We start from the raw sequence: 22,898 nt of genomic DNA, 5'->3' as shown, positions 1-22,898 counted from the left end.
ACAGTGCGTTCATGCGATGTCGGCACGCGCAAGGGCGTGGCATTGCAAATCACCAGCATGGCCCTGCAATCCGGGCAATTGGAACGGGTATTGGAGCGTCGCTTTGAACAGGCGCTGGCGTTTGACGGCTGTTACCTCTATCTGGACAAACCGGACGCACTGGTTATCTGGCATGCCTTGCCCACCCAGCGCCAGGCAGTGCTCAAGACCCTCAGCCGGATGCTGACGCTGGCCAACCTACAAGCGCTGGACCTCTGGGCTACACCCTGATCAGCGCTTATCGAGTTCAGGCAGCGTGAGGGTTTCACGTTTGGCTTCATCGTCAAGCTCACGCAAGGTGCGGTAGATCAACGCCACGGCCTGCAACGTCTCGCGGGGAATCGGCGCACCGAGCTTTTTCTCGTAAATTGTGCGGGCCAGCCAAACGCACTGAATGACCGGAACATCCGCCGCCTTGGCGCGATCGATCAGCTTGCGCGCCTGTGCATCCGTACCCTTGGCCACTAACTGCGGCAACGGCGTCTTGCCGCGACGGTAATACAAGGCGACGGCAAAGTGAGTCGGGTTGACGACCAGCATGTCCGACTCCTCCAGCTTGGGCAACTTGACCTTGGGTTCTTCCTGCGCCAGCTGATACGCCAGCGAGCGGCGCTGTCCCTTGACGTGAGGGTCACCTTCCATGTCCTTGTACTCTTTGACCACTTCGACCTGGGTCATGCGCATGCGCTTGGCGAAAAAGTACTTTTGCATTGTCAGGTCGATCAGTGCCAACACCAGCAGCAACCCGAGACAGGCATGAAGCAGATAGCGAAACAGCGCAATCAGCGCCAACAGGTAACTTTGCAGATCGCTGTTGGCCAGATTAATCAGAGCGCCCAGAGAGGGCCAGACCACCAGGTACACAACCAGCCCCAGCAGGAACGCTTTGACCACGCTCATCAGCAGGTTCATCACCGACTGGGCGGAGAACATCTGCTTGAGCTGGGTCATGGGGTTGACCCGATTGAAATCGAGCTTGAGGGCGTCCGGGGCAAACAGAAAGCCGATCTGCATCCAGCTGCTGATCAGCTTCATGGCAATTGCCACCCCAGCCATCAACAGGGCGAACGATAAAAATACCACCATCGCGTCGAACAGCACTTCTTCCAGCGCTCGCACAAAGGGCTGATTGATGCGTGAGATCGGTAACACCATCAGCTGTTCGAAGCGTTGCAAACTGCGTTGGGCGGTATACAACGCGATTTCGCTGATAGCTGTCAGCGCCAGTAACTTACCCACATCCTGGCTCTGGGAAACCTGGCCTTTCTTACGCTGGTCACGCAGTTTTTTGGCCGAGGCAGGGTGTTTTTTCTCTCCCGAGTCACTCATGGCATCGCGACCTTGAACAACAGCCCAAGGGAATGCTTGAGGTCACCCAGCAGGCTCATGCGCCCGACGATCAGGTCTTGCAGCAACGCAAAATACAGCAAGAGGACACCGATACCCGCCAGGCTCTTGATTGGCGGAGCCAGCGTACTCACCTGCAATTGCTGACTGTAGACCCCCAGCAGCGCGATGCCGAATTCCAGCAACAGCAGCACGGCGATAAAGGGTGCGGCGTAAAGCATCATGTGCGTGAACGTATCCCCGATCAGCGCGATAAATACGCTGAACCCATTGGGTCCCGGCAGCGGAAACCACACCGTCGGTGGCCAGATCAGGTAGCTGTCCCAGATCACCTGGGTCAGCGCGCCAAGCCCCAGACTGATCATCAACAGAAAAATCGCCAGTTGCTTGAGCATGTGTCCGATCGGCGTCGCATCCGGGCCCAGCGATGGGTTGAGCTGGCCCCCGGCCAACGCGCCTCGCTGGTTATCCAGCAGCGCGCCCACCGACTCGAACATCCAGAACGGCATTGACAGCAATACGCCCAGCAACACCCCAAGGGCCAACTCCTTGAGCGCCAGGGCGGCGAGCATGAGCGCCGAGTAATCCATTCCCTCCAATGCTGCATGGATGCCTGGTGCGGGGATCAGTGCAATAACCATCACGATCGTGTGCCGGGGCATGCCACGAATATGTTGAAAACTGAATGCTGCGACCAGAAAAGCGCAGGGATAAATACGCGCCATGGAGATCAGCAGACTGGGCAGAAATTCGAGATACAGCAGCACAGGAGCAACCTCAATGGAGGGCCGAGCGGCCGATCATGTCGAACGTCAGGTTGATCAGTTGGATCAACTCCAGGCCAATCCATCGTCCGGTCATGATAAGCGTAACCCCCACCGCCACTAGCTTGATGCCGAACGGCAGCGTCTGATCCTGCACCTGCATCAGCGCCTGGACCAGCGAGGTCAGCACGCCCACCACCACAGCCACGATCAGCGGTGGGGCAGTCAATACCACGACCAGCAACATGCCCTGCTTGAACAATAGGATCGGTTCCATAGTCGGCTCAGAGATAAGAAAGGAACAGGCTGTCGAGCAGCCGCGACCAGCCGGATACCATCACAAACAGCAGCAATTTGAGCGGCAGGGAAATAGTCATGGGCGAAACCATCTGCATGCCCAGCGCCAATAAGAGGTTGGAAACAATCAGGTCAATCACGATAAAGGGGATGTAGATCAGAAACCCGATCTCGAACCCCGCTTGCAGTTGCGACAAGACAAAAGCAGGGACCAGCAGGATCAGGTCCTCACGCTGGACCTCCTGGGCCATTTGCGCAGGCCAGAGGCGGTGCGTGTTGTCCAGCAAGTGAGTGAGCACGTCGGGGTCGACATTGCGCAGCATGAATGCACGCAACGGCTTTATGGCTTCTGCGCCTGTCTGCAGCACCATCTGTAAGCTGCTCGTGTCCAGCGGAGTGGTCTTGAGGCTTTCAGCGATCTCATAGCCCACCGGCGCCATGATAAACAGCGGTCGCGGCCAATGCGATGCCGTTGATAGCCATGCTTGGCGGCACTTGCTGCACACCGATGGCATTACGGGTAATCATCAGCACAATCACGATCTTCAAAAAAGATGTGCAGATGATCAACAGCATCGGCATCAGCGTCAGCGTGGCCAGAAACAGTGCCAAAACGAGGGGGTCCAGCCCCTGAAGTATCATCGACCGAAAAGCACGCGGGACAGCTGCAAGCCCAGGCGGCCGTCGACTTCCACCAACTGACCCTGTCCAATTGGCCGATCGCCGTAGTAAAGGCCTGCCAGGCCAGGCGCGTAACCGGTAATGCCCAGCACGGAGCCAGGGCCCAGATTGCGCAACTCGCCCAGCGTAAGATTGAGTGTGCCGCAGCGAACGTTCAGCGCCATACTCAACTCGTCAAATGGCTCGTGGCCAAAGATATCCACCACCGGTTCATCCTGTGCATCCTCGGAGTGGGCTTGCGCTGCAAAATTCTCGTCCACGGACGTGTCCTCGATAGAAGAAAGGGTCAGGCTCATAGTCCCGTTTTCATCGTCAATACTGCCCCGCAGCCGATGTCTGCCCGCCTGGACATAACCACTGCCCTGCGCCTGAAACAGCGCGAGTTCGGGAACCAGCACATCACCGGCGCGCAGGCCGCGCACTTGCGCGATCGCCAGGCGCATGCGCCCCAGGGTGACGGCAACCGCCACTTGGAACTGCGCTGGCAAGGGGGCTGCGATAGAGCACCATGGAGCGGCGTCGCACAACGCCAGGAAACTTTCAGGAGCCAGCCACACATAGCCCATGACTCGCGAAGCCCCCAAGGTAACGCTGAGTCGGCAACCGAATTCGTCGGGGCGATCGGTTTCCAGCAGCCGCACATAGCCGAACAGATCACGTATCTGCGGGCTCAGGTAATGCTGAAACAATGCCCAGAACCACGACTCCGGATCGTTGCCGGCCTGGGCCAATGTCACCGGGCATTCGCCCATCAAGCTCAACTGCGGCCCCCGGCTCGCTGAACGCCAATACCCCACACGTGGTTTCGAAGCACAGCGACTGAGCGCCAGCCGGCTCGACACCGGGCTCGAGACGTAATTCACCACACTGCTCGGCGACCTGGAATGGCAAACGTAACCCACGCCCCAGCCGCTGACGGGCAGCCACTGCATCAGCCCTCACAGTCCGCAACGCCAGAGATGGCAACATCATGCCGGCGCCAAATTCGCCACGGATAGCGCCACGGGTAGCGCCAGACTCGCGGCAAGCCGTTGCTCACACTGATGGCGTACGCCACAGAGCCAGTGCGCTGTGGCTTTCTGTTCCGCCTCAAGCTCGATATTCCACCCAGCCCTTTCCTGGCGGATACGGGCGTTGATCCGCCCCAGGCGTGGAAAATAAATGGCCATCGTCAGCGCAGACGTTGAAGGGCTTTGCAGACGAGGTACCAACTGCTCCGTGAGCGCCTCGACCATGGCAACATCGCCGGATGCCTTGATTGCGGCCAGTGAAGCGCTACGGCCGAAGTCCTGCTCGTCATCAGAGAACAACTGGGTAAAGAGCTGCCGTTGCTCCCAAGGCACCGGGGAAGCCATTTCGTGGACACGGTCCTCGCGAAGGTCGCGTCGCTGCTGGCGCTCAGGCGTGCCGGCCGAGGTGGGAGTCATATCGGTTCCTGGGTGAGTAAATTGACCAGCTCCTGCAGTTTTTCTACTTGGCGCAGGCACAGGGTGGCGTGCTTTTGCGCGATACCTACCTGTGCTTCACGCTGTTCTTGCTGCCCTCGCAGCTGTTGCAACTGACCTTCGTCACGCCGGGTACCGGCCGACAGGCTCTGCTCCTTGAGGCTCCAGTACTTCAACGCCTGAAAGCTCACGACCTGCCCCTGGTGCTCGCTTAACAGTTGGGCACATTGGCGCGCCTCTTCCCGACGAGTTTCCTCAAGCGTGTCTTGCGCCTGCTGGATGTCCGTCACCAGCGCTTGCTGCAACCGTTTGGCCTCGCGCAGCGCACGCTCGGCGCGATCGGCACGGTATCGCCGCAAACGCCGCAAGGTTTCGAACTCACCGGGCAACATTTCAGAATGGGACATAGGCAGTCAGCTCCGTCAGTTGGTCCAGGGTCGTATCGATCGCAGAAGGCTCACGCAGGTCTTGGCGCAGGAAACTATCCACCGCCTGACGACTGCTCACCGCCATGTCGGTCAAGGCATCGTTGCCCGCCTGGTATTCGCCCAGCTTGAGCATCAGCTCGATCTGCTGGTAGGCCGACAACAAGCGCCGCAATGCCGTACCGGCCTGAATATGCCTGGGCTCGGCGACATTGGTGAGAATTCGCGACAGGCTGGCCAGCACGTCAACGGCCGGATAATGACCGCGCTCGGCCAACTTGCGTGACAGCACGATGTGCCCGTCCAGCAGCGAGCGAACTTCGTCGGCCACCGGATCATTCATCGAGTCCTGCTCGATCAGCACCGTGTAGATCGCGGTGATCACGCCCTCACGCGTCAACCCGGCGCGCTCCACCAGGCGCGGCAACAGGCTGTACACCGAAGGCGGCAGGCCGCCGCGCCCCAGCGGCTCGCCCGCAGCCAGGCCGATCTCACGCTGCGCCCGCGCAAAACGCGTCAAGGAATCGATCAGCAAAAGCACACGCTGGCCCTTACGTCGAAAGCCTTCGGCGAGCGCCGTTGCGGTAAATGCAGCGCGGGCACGCTCCATGCTGGAACGGTCGGAGGTGGAGCACACCAGCACCGCCTTGGCACGCAACTGATCATCCAATTCATGGTCAAGAAACTCGCGTAACTCGCGGCCTCGTTCGCCGATCAAACCGAACACAATCACATCGCACTCCACGTTACGGGCGATCTCGGCCAACAAGGTTGTCTTCCCGCAACCTGCCCCCGCGAATAGCCCGACGCGCTGACCTTCCCCCAGCGTCATGAGGCCGTCGATCGAACGCACCCCCGTGGCCAACGCGCGGTTGATCCGCGGTCGCTCCGTGGGCAGCGGCGCCTCGCACAGTACCGGGGTTGCGTCGGGCGTATCCGCTTCGGCGAACGCACTGGGGCCGTCGCCGCCAATCGGCCGACCGAAACCGTCCAGCACCTGGCCCAGCAAATCATCCCCCACGCGAACCCTGTGCGGCACGCCAAGGCGCTCTACGCCGGCGCCCACGCTCACGCCTTCCAGATTGCCCAGGGCACTGAGTACGGCATCCTGTTGATCAAAACCGATAATTTCGGCGAGCATGTACTCACCGGGCTGTTTTTCGACTTCGCACAGATCGCCAATGCGCGCCTGGGGCAGACGGCACTGCATCAGCATGCCGTTGACGCGTTGTATGCGACCGCGCATCGTGACCGGCGCAAAGCCGTCCAACGTCGCCAATTGTCGGCGTTGCCAGGCCTCCAGGCGCTCTTGCAACGAGCCGCTCACCAACGCACCTCATAGCGCTGCGCCCCGTCGAACACCACTTTGCTGTTATCGATCAGCACCAGGCGCAAACCATTCACTTCGTCGCCCACGAACAGCCGGGTACCCTCGTCCAGCACAACATGGCCGTTCGGGCCGCTGATGATCTGCACGATCTTGAACGGCAATGCGCCGTCGCGCATGCGTACGCGGCTGATCACCGGCACAGCGGTTTCGAACTGCCCGGCAAATCGGTCGAGCATGCGCGCAACCAGATCCGCGTCATCCTGGGAAACATCACCGCTCAGCGAAATCTGGCCGTTGATGACTTGCAAGCTGACCCGCGAGGTCAACTCGCGCTCACTGAGCATCTTTAACAGTTGCTGGCGCACCTCGAATGGCGAGCCCAGCTCGGGCTTCTGAATCACTGGCGGCATCAGCGATGCCTGAGCCTTGCGTTCTCCACTGAAGATAATCCCAGCCACCGCCGTGAGCACGGCGAACGCAAGCACCAGACTAATCAGACGTTTTTGCTGGGACGCTGGGATCGATGACAGCGTCAGGGCGAGCGGCGCCTGGCTCGCAGGCTCAGGAGCGTGCGGTGCAGGTGCGGGTGCCGGTGGCCAAGGCTGATCGGCAGCGCTGACGCACAAGCGCACGGAGCCGATCGAAAAGACCGTGTTCAGCGCAAGCCCGCCGATCTGCGCCAGCACTTGCCCATTGCTGTCTTTAAGCAGTCCCGCCTCGGCCTGCACCGACCAGCGGCCATCGGCCAATTGTAAACGCGCGTGATGCTCAGCAACCCCAGGATCGTTCAACAGCAGATCAGCGTCCGCGTTGGCACCCAGGCTCCACTGTTCGCCAAACAACGGCAGCGCGGCGCCTTGATGCAAGCCATCCAGCACCCGCAGTTCGAACATCATGGGGCCGCCCTCGATCCGGATAAGAACTGAGCGCTCATGCCGCCGCTCCTCGCATCGGTTCGTCCTGACCCAAGTCGAAACGGCCCAGGACCTTGACCTTGGAGTTGCTCCCCAATTCGGCAAACGACATCACTGGCACATGGTGGAACTCATCCAGCAAAAGCGCGCGCAACGGGCTGCGCAAATCCTGAGCCACCAACAGCACGCTCTTGGCTTTCGGGCGGAGCACAAAGGCCTGGTTGAGCAGGCCGACCAAGGCGGCACTGCTGTCGTTATCGAGGGAGAAAAACACGCCGCTCTGGGTCTGGCGCAACGCTTCGCGCAGTATGTTCTCGGTCTGTGGCGACAGCAGCCACGCGTGCAGGCCGTCGGCCTCGCTGTACTGGTGATAGATCTGGGACTTGAGGGCAATACGTGCGTAATCGGCCAGGGCGTCCGGTTCGCGCTCATGCTGGCCGTACTCGATCAATGACTCCACGATCAAGCGCACGGCGCGCAGTGGCACGCCCTCGCCCGCCAGGCGCTGAAGCACAGACGAAAAGCGCGAAAGCGGCATGATGCGCTGCAGCTCCTGCACCAGCTCCGGCTGGTTGTGTTCAAGCCAGCTGAGGATCGACTTGCTTTCCTGGATGCCGAGGAACCGCGGCCCGCTCAGCAGCATTGCCCGCTTCATGCGCTTCGATGATCAGGCTCTGTGCGGTGAAATATTCAACCTGGGGGTCCTCAAGCAGCGGGTCATCCGACTCCAACCACAACCAGTCCGCTTCGTCCCGCTCAGGCAGCCCTCGTTCACCCCTGTCCGGGGGCGGCTCCAGGGCGGCGTATTCGACAGCCACCCGGTCGCTGAGCGTTGCCTTCACCACTGGCACCTCATGCACGCAAAAGCGCATCTCATCGACCGCCAGCGACTCACTGAACTCGGCTTCGAACGGCGGCAGCGTCAAACCGATATTGGCAACCAGCGCATTGCGGGTCTGACGAATCTTATGAACGATGTCGATGACTTCAGGAGCGCCATACTTCTCACTGTTGAATTGCAGCAGATATGGCCGCGATGGGTCGAAGCCACGCAGGTCTTCATCACCGTTCTCTTCCGGACGGACCGCTGTCTCGTCCGGCGCCTCTGGGGACTCCTCGCGCTGACGCTGGCGCATGAGGTAGTAACCCAGGCTGCCGGTCATCAGCGAAATCAGAATGAACACCATGGTAGGCATGCCGGGGAGCGTCGCAAAGGCCAACATACCCACCGACGCGATCATCCAGCTCTTGGGTTCGCTGGTCATTTGCCGCGCAATTTCGGCGCCCATGTTGCTGACGCCTTTGCGCCCGTCCGGCGCCACCCGGGTAATGATCATGCCGGCCGTCAGGGAAATCAGCAGCGCAGGTATCTGCGCGATCAGGCCGTCACCGATGGTCAGTACCGAATACAGCGCCATTGACTCGCCAGCGCTCATCCCGTGCTGGAACATGCCGGTCGAAAAGCCCCCCAGCAGGTTGATGACCACGATGATCAAACCAGCAACGGCGTCGCCCTTGACGAACTTCATGGCCCCGTCCATGGCCCCGAACAGCTGGCTTTCGCGCGACAGCTGCTCACGTTTGTCGCGAGCCTGCGCACCATCGATCAAACCGGCGCGCAGATCGCTGTCGATCGACATCTGCTTACCCGGCATCGCATCCAGACTGAAGCGGGCAGCCACTTCGGCGACCCGCTCCGAACCTTTAGTGATCACCAGGAAGTTGACGATGGTCAGGATCATGAAGATCACCAGACCCACTGCCAGGTTGCCGCCCACCACGAAATTGCCAAACGCTTCCACAATGTCGCCTGCGTCCTGCTCCAGTAGAATCAGGCGCGTGGTGGCAATCGACAGGGCCAGACGAAACATGGTGGTCAGCAGCAGGATCGAGGGAAACGACGAGAACGCCAACGGCCCCGGCAAGTACAGCGCCAGTACGATCAACAGGCAGGAAATACAGATATTCAACGCGATCAGGATGTCCACCAGCCAGGTAGGCAGCGGCACAATGAAGATGAACACGATGGCCAGGACCACCACCGCGCCGAGCACTTCGGCACGCCGCGCGACCTTGAGCAGTAAGCCATTGATCGATGACAGCAGTGTCACCCGTACGTCCTCGTCTCGCCGGGAGAATTCAGGTGACCGCGGTCTTCGCGTGCCCACTCAACCATGACGTCCTTGAAGGTTTTCACGGCGGACGCCTGGGCTTGAGCATCAAGCCACCAGGCCTTGGGCAGCGCTTTTATCTGCGTGGCCAATTCGTTGAGCGATTGCAGTCGGGCGGCAAGCAGCGTGCCACCAAACTCACTGGCCAGCCTTTGCACCTCAGCCGAATCGATGCCGGTACTGGCGTAACCTAGAAAACGCTGCAACAAATTCACCGCATCCTGATCGACGTTCAAGCGCTTGATCAACGCCTCACAGTTGCCCAGCACCGAGCGCAATTCGCGACACTGGGCCAAGCCCTTTAGCAGCAGGCGCAATTTTTCCGTAGGCACCGACTGCGTATGCGCCGCGATGTCGCCATTGAGCGCCTGCGTCATCAGGTCGACGCCTCTTGAAAACTCGGCCAAGCCATACATCTTCAACAGCGTTTGCAGCATCAATGCCAGCGATTGACGGACCACCACGCAGGCGTAATAAAGCGCACGCACATCTTGACGTTCCTGCGGGTCAGCGCTGGCTTCTTTCAATGCCAAGGCGATATTGAGGCCGGCCTGGATCGGCCCGCTGAACGCATGCCTCAGGTCTTTCAAGGCACCCCGTGCCAAGCCCTCTTCTATTTTCAATCCATTGGTTTGCGCTTCGTTGGCGATGAACTGAAGCACCACGAAGGCACGTGCGGGGTCGCTGCCGGCCAGGCTTACCAGCTTTCCGACAGTGGGCTTGCGCAGCAGCTCGAACCGAAAGCGACGAACAATGGTTTCCAGCGTGGCTTGACCGGGATGACCGAGCTGCTCATAAAGCTGCGCAAACTCAGCGACGGGCGAAACTTTTGCTCCAATGGAACGACGGCCCAGGGTCTGTGCGTTGAGCTTTACTTCTTCGCTGAAAATCTGCGCAAGGTCATCCAGACCAAGTGGACGGCCTGGCGCTTCGACAGTGTTCGCACTGGTTCTGTCCGCAGGTTGGATCTGCTGCACATCGCTGAAGGATTCAACTTTCATGGGCCGGCCGGAATGGGAAGTTTGTGTCCCTGTGTGGCAAGCCGCTGCGACTCAGTTCCATCGAAACATTTCACGGCAATGGGTATGAAAATACCCGCACGCCCAGATCTTCCTTTTTGCAATTTACGGCACAATAAAAGCGCCTACTGAAATATATATCTATATATATCAATAAGTTATGAGTTTTCTCCGTTTGGCACAGCCAGTGCAAAAGGGGCTCTATCGAAACCATTTCGATAGAGCGTTCCCGGAGGAAAACTACATGAAAATACCTATTGGTGATCTAGCGCACCTCGTCGGCAGTTCGCCTCAGTTCATGGTACAACTGACGGACGACCAGCAAAAAAAACTGCGACGCTTCATTCATAAACGCGTACTCAACCCCGAAGACGCCGACGATCTTCTGCAGCTCACTTACCTGGAAGCCTGGCGCAACCGAGAGCGTTTCAGCGGCCAGGCTACCCTCAGCACCTGGATGTGCGGGATTGCCCAGAACCTCATCCGCAACCACTTCAGGCGCATGTATGCCAAACCTGTGCATTGCGAGTTCGACGAATCGTTGTGGCATGGCCAGGAAGAACACAACAGCCTGGACTGGGAATTTGAAGTCAACCGACGCCTGGAAAAAACCCTGAGCGCCATCGACCACCTGCCGGTGGAAATGCGCAAGACGCTCTACGCTTCGCTCGAAACCGATGGTAGCTATCAGGACACCGCAGATGCGTTGGACATCCCCATCGGCACGGTACGCTCACGCTTGTCACGGGCGCGCGAACAGCTTAAACGCGTGACTCACAACCCGTTGCTGCCGTAAGTACCGCTAGAGGCAAACCGTTGGGCGAAAAGGATCTGCGCCCAACGCGATCGCGTCTTTACGCGCGCGGCTGCAAGAGACCCGCAGCATGAATGGCACCCGGCCACTCGTCGCCACTGAGCCTGCTTTTCGTTAAACAGTTGAAAGCGTAGAAAAAAACTTAACAAAAACCCTTGACGCATTCCCGTTCTACGCGAATAATGCGCGCCACTTGGCTACATAGCTCAGTTGGTTAGAGCATAGCATTCATAATGCTGGGGTCCGGGGTTCAAGTCCCTGTGTAGCCACCAAGTACTAAAAACGGCTTACCGAAAGGTAGGCCGTTTTTTTATGCCCGCTGTTTACCCTGGGTGGGAAAATGGTCGATAACGTCACGCTGCGGTCGGCACATCTCTAATCTTCGATGCATAACTCCCTCCTCTACTGCGCTAAAGTCTGCCGACAGGAAGACCAGATCATTCTCAAAATGAACGGAGTTCAGCGCGTGCTTTTTATTTCCCGCCGTCAACTGACAATAGTTGCCACCACTCTCGCCCTGGCCGGCTGCCACACCGCGATCAATGATCAACCACCCGCGCCGGAACTGGGTTCGGGCTATCGCACCGACCTCACCACCCGCCACGCCGAGCGGCATATGGCCGCCGCCGCCAACCCTCTGGCCGCCGAAGCCGGGCGCGAAATGTTGCGCCAGGGTGGCTCGGCAATCGATGCCGCCATCGCCATGCAAGCGGTGTTGACGCTGGTGGAACCGCAATCCTCCGGCATCGGCGGTGGCGCATTCATCATGCTGTGGGACGGCGAACACGTGCACGCCTATGACGGTCGTGAAACCGCTCCGGCCGGGGCGACCGAGCGCTTGTTCCTGAACGCCGACGGCACGCCAATGGCATTCACCGATGCGCAGATTGGCGGGCGCTCGGTGGGCACGCCGGGGGTGTTGCGGGCCCTGGAAATGGCGCACAGCAAGACCGGCCACCTGCAATGGGCCAAGCTGTTCGAACCGGCGATTCGTTTGTCTGAACAGGGCTTCGCGATTTCCCCGCGCTTGCACAGCTTGATCGCCGCAGACCGTTTTATCGCGCAGTCACCCGACATGGCAGCTTACTTTCTGAATGCCGACGGGTCGCCAAAAGCCACCGGCACACTGTTGAAAAACCCGGCGCTGGCCAAGGTGTTCAAACGTATCGCCAAGGAGGGACCGGACGCGCTGTATCACGGCCCGATCGCCGATGAGATCGCACGCAAGGTGCAGGGCCATGGCAATGCCGGCAGCCTGTCTCAGGCCGACCTCAAGGGCTACGTCGCCAAGGAACGCACGCCGTTGTGTACCGACTACAAACAATGGAAGGTGTGCGGCATGCCGCCGCCATCGTCGGGTGGCATCGCTGTGGCGCAGATCCTGGGGACGCTGCAGGCGCTGCAAGCCCGTGACCCGCGCCAGGCCATCGCGCCGATGACGCCAACCCAGAGCACCTCGCCCGCCGGGCTTGAACCAACGCCTGAGGCCGTGCATTTGATCGCCGAAGCCGGGCGCCTGGCCTTCGCTGACCGCGCGCTTTACGTGGCCGATGCGGACTTTACGCCGGTACCCGTTGCAGGTCTCGTCGCCCCCGATTACCTGAACCGGCGCGCCGCACTGATCGGTGAGCGCAGCATGGGCGTGGCCAAGCCAGGCCAGCCGGCGGGCATCCAGGTCGCCTATGCGCCGGACCGCTCGCCGCTGCGCATTTCCACCTCGCAAGTGGTGGCCGTGGACGACCAGGGCGGCGCCGTATCGATGACCACCACGGTGGAAGCGGCGTTCGGCTCCCACCTGATGGTCCAGGGCTTTTTGCTGAATAACCAGATGACCGACTTCTCGTTCATCGCCGAAGAAAACGGCCAGCCCGTCGCCAACCGCGTGCAGCCCGGCAAACGTCCGCGCTCTGCCATGGCACCGACGCTGGTGTTCGACCGTCAGAGCGGTGAATTGCTGGCCACGGTGGGTTCGCCGGGCGGTTCGCAGATCATCGAATACGTGAGCAAGTCACTGGTGGCCATGCTCGACTGGAAACTCGATCCGCAAGCGGCCATCAACCTGCCCAATTTCGGCAGCCGCAACGGCGCGACCGAACTGGAAGCCGGGTTGTTCAGCCAGGATGTGAAGCAGGCATTGAAGCGCAAGGGCCATGAGCTGAGCGAAATAGACATGACCAGCGGCGTGCAGGCGATTGTTCGCACACGTGATGCCCAAGGCAAGGTGTCGCTGAGCGGTGGTGCAGACCCGCGCCGCGAAGGCGAAGCATTGGGCGATTGATTCATCCTGTGTGGCGGGGGAACGGGCTCCCTCGCCACCGCGCAGACGGTTCAGCGGTTGATCTTCAAGCCCTTGCGCGCGGCATGCCGTTCCAGCGCCAGCTCGATCAAGCGGCTGACCAGTTCGCTATAACTCATGCCGGCCGCCTGCCACAACTTGGGGTACATGCTGATGCGAGTGAAACCGGGCAGCGAGTTGATTTCGTTGATCAGCACTTCGCCGTCGTCGGTCAGGAACACATCGACCCGCGCCAACCCGGCGCATCCCAGCACCTGGAACGCTTCAATCGCCAGGCTGCGAATGCGTTCGCTGGCTTGATGGCTGATATCCGCCGGCACCACCACCTGCGCCGCCTGGGCATCGATGTATTTGCTGTCATACGAATAGAAGCCGCTGCTGACCACGATCTCGCCGCAGCCGCTGGCGATAGGGTTGTCGTTGCCCAGCACGGCGCATTCGATCTCGCGGCCCTGGACGGCGGATTCCACCAGCACTTTTTCATCGAAACCCAAGGCCAGCTCGACCGCCGCGTGGTACTCGGCTTCGCTGCCGACCTTGCTCACGCCCACTGATGAGCCCTGGTTGGCGGGTTTGACGAACATCGGCAAACCGAGCTTGCCTGCTGCCGCCGCAAAGGAGGTGCGCGCCGCATTGCTGCGGGTCAGCGTGATGAACGGGGTGACGGCAATGCCGGCGTCACGCAGCAGGCGTTTGCTGATGTCCTTGTCCATGCACACCGCCGAGCCGAGCACGTCCGAGCCGACGAAGGGCAGGTCCGCCATGCGCAGCAGGCCTTGCAGGCAACCGTCCTCGCCAAGGGTGCCGTGAACGATGGGGAAAATCACGTCGATGTGTTCCAGCAGGCCCTGCCCGGACGTCTCAACCACTTGCTGGCTGGCTTTGCCGGGCACCACCGCCAGTTCACGGTTGGACTGGTTGAGGGCAATCAGCGCCGGGTTCTCCTGGTTGATCAGGAAGTTCGAGGTGTCATTGAGGTGCCAGTGACCGGCCTTGTCGATACCGATCAAAACCGGCTCGTAGCGCGAACGGTCAAGAGCGTCGACGATGTTGCGCGCCGACTGCAATGACACTTCATGCTCGGCTGAACGGCCGCCAAAAATAATCCCTACCCGCACCTTGCTCATGACCCGGCCTCACTGCTGAAAGTAAGGCTTCTTACCACGGGCACTCGGTGGTTTGCCAGCCCCTGCACGATCGTGCAAGACCCCGGCAGACAACGCATACAGACTGGGTTAACGTGTTTCCACCTCCTTTTGTGACAAGTCACCATGGGCAACCCTACCCACACCTCCGACTGGCTGCACCGCGCCCCGCACGCCAGCGGCCTGGACCGTATCGAGGCGTACTTTGCCGGCTTTGCGTTCGACCCCCATCGCCATGACACCTACGCCATCGGCCGTACGTTGTTCGGTGTGCAGAGTTTTCATTATCGCGGTGGCATGACCCATAGCTTGCCCGGCACTACCATGGTCATTCATCCCGATGAAATCCATGATGGCCGTGCGGGCAGCGCGGAAGGTTTCAAGTATCGGATGATTTATGTGCAACCGGCGCTGATCCAGCAGATCCTCGGCGGCAAGCCGTTGCCGTTCATACCTGGCGGTGTCTCCACCGACCCCCGACTGCATCGCGCCAGCGAAGTGCTGCTGCAAAGCCTGGATTGCCCGATCGACCCGATGCAGGAGCAGGACGCGATGTTCGACGTCGCCCAGGCGCTGAGCGATGCCAGCGGCGCAATCGCCAAGCGCACATCCTTCGACTACGTCGCCGCCGAACGTGCCCGGGAATTTATCCACAGCGCCCTGGGCCGCAGCATCACCCTGGATGAAATGGCCGAGCATGCCGAGCGCGATCGCTGGGCGTTGTCGCGAGATTTTCGCTTACTGTTCGGTACCAGCCCCTACCGCTACCTGACCATGCGTCGATTGGACCTGGTGCGCCACCTTTTGGCCCAGGGCCAGCCATTGGTGGACGCGGCGATGACCGCCGGCTTCAGTGACCAAAGCCACATGACCCGACAGTTTCGCAGCACCTACGGCATGCCGCCGTCGCGCTGGGTGAAGATGCTCGGGCGCTGATCCAAGACTTGGGATGCATTCAAATGTGGGAGGGGGCTTGCTCCCGATGGCGGTGTGTCAGCCAGCATACCTGTCGCTGATCCCCCGCCATCGGGAGCAAGCCTTCTCCCACATTTAGATAAAGTGGCGTTGCTGGCATTTGGTCATGGTTTGTAAAGGGCCAGCAAGCCGTGTCCCTTTAAATTGCAGGACGTTTCCGAGAAAATCTCCGCCACCTTGTGCCTGTTGGAATCGATGGCTAGTCTTCGCTCCGTCGCTGAATTTCGGTGATCGGGTTTAGTCGCCCGGACTCTAATCAGGCGCATGGTCCTCCATGAGGTTTTATGGTGGCTGTGCGCAGGGCACCCTCGGGTGCGCCGGATTTTCCTGATTAGCCGGTCGACTAACCTGCGTACAGCCGCCACCCTTCGTTTAGTCGCGACCGGGCTGGCTTCTGACTTAATCAGGAGTGACCAAAGCACTTCCCGATCCACCCATGGATTGCCTAGCCGTCAATGAAGAGCTCAGCTTCGAAGACGCTCAACTCTATATTTCCCATCTGATCAACAGCGCATCGGCCACGGTGTGGGACTGTTGCGATCACCAGCAACCCCACGACCGCGCCTGAATCCATGCCGCCTGGCACTTGCTGGAGATGGCCAAGACCGTGGTAAACCGCACCATCGAGTGCATGCCACGAACCTGAAAACATCACAAACCCCATGTGGGAGCTGGCTTGCCTGCTCCCACAGTTGATCTTCGCTGTTTTGAGCATTGCGCTCGCTTAACTGGGCCTGCCCCCTTGGTCAGAGCTGGTGCCCGACAACCGGTTGGCCAATGGCCAGGAAATTCCCACCCGCCACATGGTGCAACGTGCGCAGTTCATCATGGCCTTCAAAGTGCCAATGCCCTTCGCTGAACACACGCTCATCGGCATACGCGGCGACCACTTCGCCGAGGAACAGGTCATAGGTTTGCTGATTACCCGGTTCGGGCAGCAAGCGGCATTCAAGCCAGGCCACACAGCCTTCCACCAGCGGCGCTTCGGTGTGTTCGCCGCTGAAGGTGTGCAGCCCATGGGCGGCGAACTTGTCGGTGTCGGCGCCGCTGGTGTTGCCGACCGTTTGCACCAGGTCGGCCTGCGCGACGCAAGGCACCTGGAGCACGAAGGTACCGGCGCCTTCAAGCAGTTGGCGGGTCCAGGTGGCCTTGTCCAGAACCACCGCGACTTTAGGCGGCTCGAAATCCAGCGGCATGGCCCAGGCAGCCGCCATGATATTGCGCCGGCCGTTATGCGCGGCGCTGACCAGCACGGTCGGCCCGTGGTTGAGCAAGCGGTAGGCCTTGGACAATGGGACCGGACGACGGTGAGTTGGGCTCATGGGGATCGGCTCTTCGCGCTAAAAAAACCTACGATACCTCAAGCCTGAGCCACCGGTCAGCTCGTCAACTGGTTGGCGAATTGCCCGACGGCGCTCACCACCTTTTGCGCGCCGTCCTGAATTTCCACGATGACTGTGCCCGCTTCGGCCGCCAGCGCCAGGCCTTGTTCGGCTTGCAGGCGGCCGCCGGCCATCAAGGCCACCGCGTCGCGGGCCATGTCCTGGTTCTGGCGCACGACGCCGACGATCTCTTCAGTGGCTTTGCTGGTTCTTGAGGCCAACTGCCGCACCTCATCGGCCACCACCGCAAACCCACGCCCCTGCTCGCCGGCCCGAGCGGCTTCAATGGCCGCGTTGAGCGCCAGCAGGTTGGTCTGTTCGGCGATGCCACTGATGGTCTTGACGATGCTGCCGATCACCTGGGACTGGGCGTTCAACGCCTCGATCCCTTGGCCGGCATGCTGCATGTGCTGGGCCAGGTCGCGCATCACGTCCACCGCCTGGGTCACCACGGTGTTACCGCGCTGGGCGCTGTCATCGGTTTGCAGGGAGGTGCTGTAAGCGATGTTGGCCGCCTCGGCCACCGCCTGTTCACGGTTGACCTGGTCGGTGATCACCGTGGCGAACTTGACCACTTTGTACAGCCGCTCATTGGCGTCCGCCACCGGGTTATAGGTGGCTTCCAACCACACCGCACGGCCATGACTGTCCACACGTTTGAAGCGCGCCGCGACGAACTCGCCGGCGTTCAGGCGCTTCCAGAACTGCTGGTAATCAGGGCTGTTGTACTCCTGCGGCTCGCAGAACATACGGTGATGCTTACCCTGGATCTGCGCCAGGCTGTAGCCCATGGCGCCGAGGAAGCGGTCATTGGCGGTGAGCACTTGCCCGTCCAGATCGAATTCGATCAACGCGGTGGAGCGCATCAGTGCAGTGATCAGGTTTTGATGTTCACGCGAACTCTCGATGGTGCGCGTGAGGTCGCTGGAATAAATCGAAAAATGCTTGATGCGCCCGTCTGAACTGCGCACCGGTTGTACGATCGAGCGTAGCCACGCCTCTTTGCCATTGCCGCGCATTAGCCGCACCGCGCCAGCGAAATGTTCGCCACGCGTCAGCGCCTGTTTGAAACGCAACTGGAATGGGTCCTGGCGAATGTGGGCCGGCACCAGCTCTTCGATTGGCCGCCCCTGAATCTCGCTCAACGTGTAGATCAGTTCCTGCAGAAAGTTGGCATTCGCCCACTCCACTCGGCCATCAGTATCCAGCGTCAAACAGAGCATTTCGCTTTCCAGGCTCTGTTTGACCTGGTGCAAGCTCGACAATTCTTCGCGAAGAGCCGACAGCTCCTGCTTCAGGCGGGTATTGAACATGGGGCACCGATAGGCAAGTGGGGAGGGCGTCTTAACCTGCATCGGCGCTGCGGGTTTTTTCTGAAGAGGGCTTCAGGCACTGGCCGAACTATATTTTTTGGATCCTTCAGCTTCCATTCACCCCCCCAGCACGTGAGGCGCCTTGCACCAAAAAGGCCCGTTGCACTTGGCTGGCGCGGTATCAGGTATGCTTTTCTTTCAGAAACAAAAAGAAACACATTAGCCAACCTGCTCGATGAGGAGTCCTGTCTTGGAGTTATCGACTGCCGCGTGGATGGTTCACGACACCCGCTTGATGTCCTGCGTACTGCTGGCGATTGCCAGCATCATCGTGCTGATCAGCGCGACCAAATTGCCGCCGTTCCTGTCGATTCTGATCGGCACCTTTATTGCCGGGGTCGGCGCCGGGCTGCCACCGGAAGAAGTGGCCAAGGCGTTCAGCAAAGGCGCCGGGGCGATTCTCGGCGAAGCCGGGATTATCATCGCCCTGGGCGCTATGCTCGGCGCGCTGATGGCCGAATCCGGCGCGGCCGACCGTATCGCCACAACCTTGCTCGGGCTGGGCAAGGGCAAATCCTTGCCGTGGGTGATGGCACTGGTCGCCATGGTGATCGGCTTGCCGCTGTTCTTCGAAGTCGGCCTGGTGATGATGGTGCCGATCATTTTTGTGATGGCCAAGCGCTCGAACCAGCCACTGCTGAAAATCGCCATCCCCGCACTCGCGGGCATGACCACCCTGCACGCGCTGATGCCACCGCATCCAGGGCCGTTGATTGCGGTGGGCGCGCTGCACGCCGACCTGGGGCTGACCATGCTGCTTGGATTCTGCCTGGCGGTGCCGGCGGTGATCCTGGCCGGCCCCCTCTACGGCAACTGGCTATCCAAGCGCCTGCATGTGGATGAACCGGCCGAAATCGGCGCGCTGTTCAGCGCACCGCCCAAGGCGCCGCGTCAGCCGAGCTTTGGCGTATCGTTGCTGATCATTCTATTGCCAGTGATTCTGATGCTCGGCAGCACCCTGGCCAAAGTCGCTCTCCCTGTAGAAAGCACGGTCGGCCTGACCTTGAAATTCCTCGGCGAACCGCTGATTGCCCTCGGCCTGGCGGTGATCGCCGCGGTGATCTGCCTGGGCTGGGCCGCCGGCATGCCACGCGCCGATGTCGGCAACACCCTGCGCAAAGCCCTCGCGCCCATCGCCGTGTTGCTGCTGACCATCGGCGCGGGTGGCGGCCTCAAGCAAACGCTGCTCGACGCCGGGGTGAGCCAGACCATCAGCAAGGTCGCGGAAGGCGCCCACATGCCGTACCTGTTGCTGGCCTGGTTGATCGCCGTGGCGTTGCGTCAGGCGACCGGCTCGGCCACCGTCGCCACGACCACCACGGCGGGCATTCTCGCACCGATGATGGCCGGGCTCGCGGCGACCCAGAGTTCACTGGTGGCGCTGGCGATTGGCGCAGGCTCGGTGTTCTTCTGCCACGTCAATGACGCCGGATTCTGGATGGTGCGCGAGTACTTTGGCTTGCAGCTCAAGCAGACGATCTGGGTGTGGTCGGTGTTGCAGACCATCGTTTCGGTGGTCGGGCTGGTCGGTACATTGCTGCTCTGGCACTTCCTGACCTGAGCCTCAGCCAACCAGGGTGTGGCGCCTGCCGAACAGCGCCGCACTCCCGGCCCCCACCGCGCCCATCACCACGCAATAGCCCACGCAAATCCACGGACTTGTGGGCATCAGCGCAATCAGCATGAGCGGTGTAGTGCTCGCCCAGAGCGCATAGGCAATGTTGTAGGTGAAGGAAATTCCCGACACCCGCACCTGCACCGGAAAGAGGCCGACCATCACTGACGGCACCGCACCCACCACACCGCAGCTCAAGCCTGCCACGGCATACGCCGCGCCCAGCCAGATACCGCCGTTGATCAAGCTGGCGTACAGCATAAACACCCCCACCGGCAGCAGCAGGCTGTAGACCAGCACCGCGCGCCAGGCGCCAATACGGTCCACCAGCAGGCCCGCCAATACGCAGCCGATGTTGAGGAACACAATCCCCAACGCGCTCAAGGCGAAGGTATGGCTGGGACTCATGCCGAAGGTTTTCTGCATCATGGTCGGGGTGATGACGACGAGCACCACCACCGCCGACGTGAGCACACAGGTGAGGATCATCGCCGGCAGCAACACGGCGCGGTGGTCGCGCAATATGGTGCGCAGCGGCAATTCGGCGGCAGCCTGGCGGCGGGCCTGCATTTCGAGGAACACCGGGGTTTCGCTGAGCCAGCGACGCAGCCATACGCCAATCACACCGAATACGCCGCCAAGCAGGAAGGGCAGGCGCCAGGCGTAGTCGAGAATTTCGGCCGGGGAAAATACCTGTGCGAGCAGCGTAGCCGTGAGTGCGCCGAGCAAGTAGCCGAACGTCAGGCCCGCTTGCAGGAAACCCAAGGCATAGCCGCGATGACTGCGCGGGGCGTGTTCGGCGACGAAGGTCCAGGCGCTGGGCACTTCACCGCCTACCGCAGCGCCTTGCAAGACGCGCAGCGCCAGCAGGATCAGCGGTGCGAAATAGCCGATTTGCGCGTAGGTCGGCATGATCCCGATCAGCAGGCAGGGCAAGGCCATCATCAGGATGCTCAGGCTGAACACACGCTTGCGTCCCAGGTGGTCGGCAAAGTGCGCCATCAGGATGCCGCCCAGCGGACGTGCGAGGTAGCCGGTGACGAAGATGCCGAAGCTTTGCAGCAGCCGCAGCCACTCGGGCATTTCCGGGGGGAAGAACAGTTGGCTGAGGGTCAGCGCGAAGAACACGAAGATAATGAAATCGTAGATTTCCAAGGCGCCACCGAGGGCGGCCAGGCCCAGGGTTTTGTAGTCGGAGCGGGAGAAGCGCTGCGCCTGTGAAGAAAAGGTGGCAGTCATGTACAAGCTCGGCAGACGGACGAAATGGCGTGCAGGTTATGAGTTGAACCGGATCCTGGCAATCGCGGCGGATATATTTGTTTTACTCATTGATCGATGAAGATAACTACATTCCCAAATCAATGATCGTGGAGGAACATGCCGGAAAACTGCCAACCCCATAATAAATACAAGAGGAAAGATTCGTGGCCGATGCTATCGAAGAAAGCCGCTATGCCCGATTCGCCCTGCGTTGCTCAAACTTCGCCGAGCGCTGGTTTCCGGACTCCTGGGTGTTCGCCGCCCTTGCCGTGATCATCGTTGCAGTGGCCACCCTGGGCATGGGCGCTGCGCCCACCGAAGCCGCCAAAGCGTTTGGTGACGGGTTCTGGAGCCTCATTCCATTCACCATGCAGATGGCTTTTGTGGTGATCGGTGGCTATGTAGTCGCCAGTTCGCCACCTGCGGTGAAGCTGATTGACCGCCTGGCGCGCATCCCCAAAAACGGCCGCTCGGCCGTGGCCTGGGTCGCGTTGATTTCAATGGTGGCGTCGCTGCTCAACTGGGGCCTGTCGCTGGTGTTCGGCGGTTTGCTGGTGCGCGCACTGGCCCGGCGCACGGACCTGCGCATGGACTACCGTGCCGCTGGCGCGGCTGCCTATCTGGGCCTGGGCGCGGTGTGGGCGCTGGGGTTGTCATCCTCGGCCGCGCAGTTGCAGGCCAACCCGGCCAGCTTGCCGCCGTCGATCCTGGCGATCACCGGAATGATCCCGTTTACCGAAACCATCTTTTTGTGGCAATCCGGTGTGATGCTGCTGGCGCTGATCATCGTATCGCTGATCATCGCCTATGCCACCGCACCGGGCCCGAACAGTGCACGGGACGCCAAGGCCTGCGGCGTCGACCCGGCGTTCAATCTGCCCAAGCCCCAGGCACCTACCCGCCCTGGCGAATGGCTGGAGCACAGCCCGTTGCTGACGATCTTGCTCGCGTTGCTGGCGGCCGGTTGGTTATTCCACGAGTTTTCGACCAAACCGGCCATCAGTGCCATCTCGGGGCTCAACACCTATAACTTCCTGTTTATCATGGTCGGCGCGCTGCTGCACTGGCGCCCGCGCAGCTTCCTCGATGCGGTGGCCCGCGCCGTGCCGACCACCACCGGCGTGCTGATCCAGTTCCCGCTGTACGGCTCGATTGCGGCGCTGATGACCGTGGTCAAAGGCGGCGACGGGCAGACCCTGGCGCACCATATCTCGCTGTTCTTCACCTCCATCGCATCCCACGACACCTACGCCCTGCTGATGGGCGTGTACTCGGCGGTGCTTGGGTTCTTCATCCCTTCCGGCGGCGGCAAGTGGATCATCGAAGCGCCTTACGTGATGCAAGTGGCCAACGACCTGCAATATCACCTGGGCTGGGCGGTGCAGATCTACAACGCAGCCGAAGCGCTGCCGAACCTGATCAACCCGTTCTACATGCTGCCGTTGCTCGGGGTGTTGGGGCTCAAGGCGCGGGATCTGATCGGGTTCTCGTTTGTGCAGCTGCTGGTGCACACGCCGCTGGTGTTGTTCCTGCTGTGGGCGTTGGGAACGACGTTGAAGTATTTGCCGCCGGTGATGCCTTAAAAGCAGCCTCAAGCTGCAAGTTT

General features: G+C 60.7%; 17 protein-coding genes, 1 tRNA gene and 6 pseudogenes. 8 read left to right on the top strand and 16 right to left on the bottom strand.

Annotation, left to right across the window (positions count from 1 at the left end; all coding sequences use genetic code 11):
• The first annotated feature begins 3 nt into the window (after positions 1–3).
• Complete coding sequence (locus tag QF045_RS06495) at positions 4–270, top strand: hypothetical protein (RefSeq protein WP_306491516.1); 267 nt, start codon at positions 4–6, stop codon at positions 268–270.
• On the opposite strand, the gene sctU is transcribed toward QF045_RS06495, so the two are convergent.
• From sctU to QF045_RS06440, 11 genes and pseudogenes are all read right to left on the bottom strand, one after another.
• The gene (gene sctU, locus QF045_RS06490) at positions 271–1,368 is read right to left on the bottom strand and encodes a type III secretion system export apparatus subunit SctU (protein WP_306491515.1); all 1,098 of its coding nucleotides are present in this window, start codon (positions 1,366–1,368) and stop codon (positions 271–273) included. It lies immediately after the preceding gene.
• Positions 1,365–2,153: a type III secretion system export apparatus subunit SctT gene (gene sctT / locus QF045_RS06485; RefSeq protein ID WP_306491514.1), complete on the bottom strand. Its 789-nt coding sequence runs from the start codon at positions 2,151–2,153 to the stop codon at positions 1,365–1,367. Before sctT ends, sctU begins: the two co-directional genes overlap by 4 nt.
• A 10-nt stretch (positions 2,154–2,163) precedes the next feature.
• On the bottom strand, positions 2,164–2,427 hold the full coding sequence (sctS, locus tag QF045_RS06480) for a type III secretion system export apparatus subunit SctS (RefSeq protein ID WP_306491513.1): 264 nt from the start codon (positions 2,425–2,427) through the stop codon (positions 2,164–2,166).
• 7 nt (positions 2,428–2,434) lie between these two features.
• Positions 2,435–3,089 (bottom strand): annotated as a pseudogene (gene sctR, locus QF045_RS06475) (type III secretion system export apparatus subunit SctR).
• Positions 3,086–4,100, bottom strand: a pseudogene (locus tag QF045_RS06470) (FliM/FliN family flagellar motor switch protein). Before QF045_RS06470 ends, sctR begins: the two co-directional pseudogenes overlap by 4 nt.
• Positions 4,097–4,555, bottom strand: coding sequence for a type III secretion system HrpP C-terminal domain-containing protein (locus tag QF045_RS06465; RefSeq protein WP_306491512.1), 459 nt, complete (start codon positions 4,553–4,555; stop codon positions 4,097–4,099). The pseudogene QF045_RS06470 and the gene QF045_RS06465 overlap by 4 nt, the downstream one beginning before the upstream one ends.
• The gene (locus tag QF045_RS06460) at positions 4,552–4,980 is read right to left on the bottom strand and encodes a YscO family type III secretion system apparatus protein (RefSeq protein ID WP_306491511.1); all 429 of its coding nucleotides are present in this window, start codon (positions 4,978–4,980) and stop codon (positions 4,552–4,554) included. Before QF045_RS06460 ends, QF045_RS06465 begins: the two co-directional genes overlap by 4 nt.
• Complete coding sequence (locus tag QF045_RS06455) at positions 4,967–6,325, bottom strand: FliI/YscN family ATPase (RefSeq protein WP_306491510.1); 1,359 nt, start codon at positions 6,323–6,325, stop codon at positions 4,967–4,969. Before QF045_RS06455 ends, QF045_RS06460 begins: the two co-directional genes overlap by 14 nt.
• Entirely contained in the window at positions 6,322–7,221 is a 900-nt protein-coding gene (locus tag QF045_RS06450) for an FHA domain-containing protein (protein WP_306494861.1), read from the bottom strand. Before QF045_RS06450 ends, QF045_RS06455 begins: the two co-directional genes overlap by 4 nt.
• 37 nt (positions 7,222–7,258) lie before the next feature.
• A pseudogene (sctV, locus tag QF045_RS06445) lies at positions 7,259–9,353 on the bottom strand (type III secretion system export apparatus subunit SctV).
• Positions 9,350–10,414 carry an HrpJ domain-containing protein gene (locus QF045_RS06440; RefSeq protein WP_306491509.1) on the bottom strand — a complete coding sequence of 355 codons (1,065 nt, stop codon included), beginning with the start codon at positions 10,412–10,414 and terminating at the stop codon, positions 9,350–9,352. Before QF045_RS06440 ends, sctV begins: the two are co-directional and overlap by 4 nt.
• Before the next feature lie 262 nt (positions 10,415–10,676).
• Here QF045_RS06440 and QF045_RS06435 point away from each other — a divergent pair, with 262 nt between their 5' ends.
• From QF045_RS06435 to ggt, 3 genes are all read left to right on the top strand, one after another.
• Positions 10,677–11,228: an RNA polymerase sigma factor gene (locus tag QF045_RS06435; protein WP_306491508.1), complete on the top strand. Its 552-nt coding sequence runs from the start codon at positions 10,677–10,679 to the stop codon at positions 11,226–11,228.
• A 213-nt stretch (positions 11,229–11,441) separates the two neighbouring features.
• Positions 11,442–11,518: transfer RNA gene (locus QF045_RS06430), tRNA-Met, on the top strand.
• Between the two features lie 194 nt (positions 11,519–11,712).
• The gene (gene ggt, locus QF045_RS06425; protein ID WP_373424406.1) at positions 11,713–13,524 is read left to right on the top strand and encodes a gamma-glutamyltransferase; all 1,812 of its coding nucleotides are present in this window, start codon (positions 11,713–11,715) and stop codon (positions 13,522–13,524) included.
• Between the two features lie 50 nt (positions 13,525–13,574).
• On the opposite strand, the gene ddlA is transcribed toward ggt, so the two are convergent.
• On the bottom strand, positions 13,575–14,669 hold the full coding sequence (gene ddlA / locus QF045_RS06420; RefSeq protein WP_306491506.1) for a D-alanine--D-alanine ligase: 1,095 nt from the start codon (positions 14,667–14,669) through the stop codon (positions 13,575–13,577).
• 144 nt (positions 14,670–14,813) lie between these two features.
• Between ddlA and QF045_RS06415 the strand changes: the two genes are divergently transcribed.
• Positions 14,814–15,623 carry an AraC family transcriptional regulator gene (locus tag QF045_RS06415; protein WP_306491505.1) on the top strand — a complete coding sequence of 270 codons (810 nt, stop codon included), beginning with the start codon at positions 14,814–14,816 and terminating at the stop codon, positions 15,621–15,623.
• 448 nt (positions 15,624–16,071) lie between these two features.
• Positions 16,072–16,308, top strand: a pseudogene (locus QF045_RS27700) (hypothetical protein).
• A 100-nt stretch (positions 16,309–16,408) separates the two neighbouring features.
• Here the strand turns inward: QF045_RS27700 and QF045_RS06405 are convergent.
• From QF045_RS06405 to QF045_RS27690, 3 genes and pseudogenes are all read right to left on the bottom strand, one after another.
• A complete protein-coding gene (locus tag QF045_RS06405; protein WP_306491503.1) occupies positions 16,409–16,984 on the bottom strand; it encodes a flavin reductase family protein in 576 nt (191 codons plus the stop codon).
• Positions 16,985–17,040: 56 nt separating this feature from the next.
• Positions 17,041–17,472 (bottom strand): annotated as a pseudogene (locus tag QF045_RS27695) (methyl-accepting chemotaxis protein); the annotation flags it as partial.
• A 108-nt stretch (positions 17,473–17,580) separates the two neighbouring features.
• Positions 17,581–18,267 (bottom strand): annotated as a pseudogene (locus tag QF045_RS27690) (PAS domain-containing protein); the annotation flags it as partial.
• A gap of 340 nt (positions 18,268–18,607) precedes the next feature.
• Here QF045_RS27690 and QF045_RS06395 point away from each other — a divergent pair.
• A complete protein-coding gene (locus tag QF045_RS06395; protein WP_306491501.1) occupies positions 18,608–19,978 on the top strand; it encodes a gluconate:H+ symporter in 1,371 nt (456 codons plus the stop codon).
• 3 nt (positions 19,979–19,981) lie between these two features.
• Here the strand turns inward: QF045_RS06395 and QF045_RS06390 are convergent, their stop codons facing one another.
• Positions 19,982–21,271: an MFS transporter gene (locus tag QF045_RS06390; RefSeq protein WP_306491500.1), complete on the bottom strand. Its 1,290-nt coding sequence runs from the start codon at positions 21,269–21,271 to the stop codon at positions 19,982–19,984.
• 185 nt (positions 21,272–21,456) lie between these two features.
• Between QF045_RS06390 and QF045_RS06385 the strand changes: the two genes are divergently transcribed.
• Positions 21,457–22,875, top strand: a complete 1,419-nt coding sequence (locus tag QF045_RS06385) for a short-chain fatty acid transporter (protein ID WP_306491499.1) — start codon at positions 21,457–21,459, stop codon at positions 22,873–22,875.
• Positions 22,876–22,898: the final 23 nt, after the last annotated feature.

It is taken from the genome of Pseudomonas sp. W4I3, assembly GCF_030816195.1.
Lineage (GTDB): Bacteria > Pseudomonadota > Gammaproteobacteria > Pseudomonadales > Pseudomonadaceae > Aquipseudomonas.
The sequence above is the reverse complement of the archived record's forward strand: the minus strand, read 5'-3'. Positions and strand labels throughout refer to the sequence as shown.